General features: G+C 39.9%; 2 protein-coding genes. One reads left to right on the top strand and one right to left on the bottom strand.

The features are described from left to right. Positions 1–88: 88 nt before the first annotated feature. Positions 89–688, top strand: coding sequence for a three-Cys-motif partner protein TcmP (gene tcmP / locus PX636_RS03950; protein ID WP_288116279.1), 600 nt, complete (start codon positions 89–91; stop codon positions 686–688). Here tcmP and PX636_RS03945 read toward each other — a convergent pair. Then, positions 678–1,454 carry a DUF5131 family protein gene (locus PX636_RS03945; RefSeq protein WP_287665032.1) on the bottom strand — a complete coding sequence of 259 codons (777 nt, stop codon included), beginning with the start codon at positions 1,452–1,454 and terminating at the stop codon, positions 678–680. The genes tcmP and PX636_RS03945 overlap by 11 nt on opposite strands. Positions 1,455–1,810 lie beyond the last annotated feature (356 nt).

Below are 1,810 nucleotides of genomic sequence, written 5' to 3'. Positions count from 1 at the left end.
AAACTTCAAGTTTTCATTCAGGACGAATGTACTGATTAACTAATTTTTTGGGGAAAATTAGTTAAACCATCATTATAACATATAATTAATTTGCAAGAGTTCTAATGATGCAGTCAAAGAAAACATGAATGCGCTATTCGGACAAGTAGGAGCAGATCAACTCCGCAAACGATTGAAAACACTTACTCCACAAGAGCGTGAGTTAACCGTTGTAGAATATATCTGTGAAGCCTTGGAAATGGGTGGTAAATATGTTCTTCCATTTCGTTTCAGACATGAAATGGGAAATCGTACTAGCCATCACCTAATTTTTGTAAGCAAGCATCCTAAAGGCTATGAAATTATGAAAGAGATAATGGCTAAAGAGAGTTCTGAACAGACGCAGGGCGTACCATCTTTTGAGTATAATCCTGCAACTCTTCAACAACCGTTACTCTTTGAGCTAACCCGTCCTCTTGATCAACTGGAATCTATGTTGTTGGACAATTTTTCAGGTAAAACTATGACGATGGCAGAGATTTACGACCAGCATCATCCGGGAAAACCGTACATTAAAAAGAATTACAAAACTGCCCTTAGCAATCTTGAATCTCAAGGAAAAATCACAGTACATTCACCCGAGGACAAAAAACGGCGAAAAGGAACGTTTGCGGATGATTTAAAGGTTACATTTCCAGTTAAGCAATAAGCTCTAATTTTTCTGAACGCCTCGCTGATTTAAGTGGGACACTTCCCCATGTTTGGATATGCTGATTCCAGGCATTAGGCATCTCGTCCCAGATTTTATCATCAAGTAATCTACCCCCTGCTTTCGGTGTCCTTCCCCCAACTTGTTTGAAAAAAAATGCTACCCCTGAATTTTGACATTGATCGCGGATATCCCTTGCCCAGTCAAGTTTCATCTGGCGATGTTTTTGCCCGGATTCTCCGCCGACAATAACCCAATCAATGCCAGTTAAATTAAGTTCTAGGGGTCCTAAAAGTGGCTCACATGAAATGAAACGCACTGAAACAGGCACTGTCCGAAGATATTCAATCCGATCTATGTGGTTTTGGTTCTCGACAGATACACCTAGCCAAATGTTTTCTGGAAAATCTAATTTAGACGCTAAATCACCTAAACGGCTTTGTCGCTTTGTTAGAATCTGATATATATGCCAAGGTGTTGAATGAATAACTGAGAAAACTTGTCTGATAAAGTCGAGAGGCACATCATCATGAAAAAGGTCACTCATTGAGTTGACAAAAACTCGACTGGGAGTGCGCCAACGTAAGGGTTCTTCCAATCTTTCTGGATGCAAAGTTAAGCTGAATCCATTGGGAAAGTTTTTGGGAAAACGCTGTGTAATAGCTTCGGCATAACAATGCAGACAGCCAGTGCTAATTTTATCGCACCCGGTTGTTGGATTCCACGTTTTATCAGTCCACTCAATACCAGTGTTTATACTAGACATATTTTAACTCCACAATCTATATCTATGACAGACGCTACCTGCCGATAATTAGCAATTTACTTGTACTATATCATTGTTTGACAAGTACAATTGTCGCCGCACTCACTTTCTACATTACGCAATCGTCATTGAGTTGCGGTGTATACAAAATATTACATCGTTTAACGAAAACAACAGGCGCTCACGAAGTTATAGCCGGTGCTATGAAATCTAAGCGGCGATCGCCACACCTGCAATCTCTAAGTAGGGCTTGCTGAATAAATCTAAAAAGCTTGTTGGATAAGGTTTTTAGGCTTTTTTGACCTCAAAAAGTGCCTAGCATTGGAGTGATCGGGGGTAAAATTCCTGGACTTTTT

Origin of the sequence: Microcystis sp. M53598_WE2, from assembly GCF_030067735.1 — a bacterium.
Lineage (GTDB): Bacteria > Cyanobacteriota > Cyanobacteriia > Cyanobacteriales > Microcystaceae > Microcystis > Microcystis aeruginosa.
The sequence above is the reverse complement of the archived record's forward strand: the minus strand, read 5'-3'. Positions and strand labels throughout refer to the sequence as shown.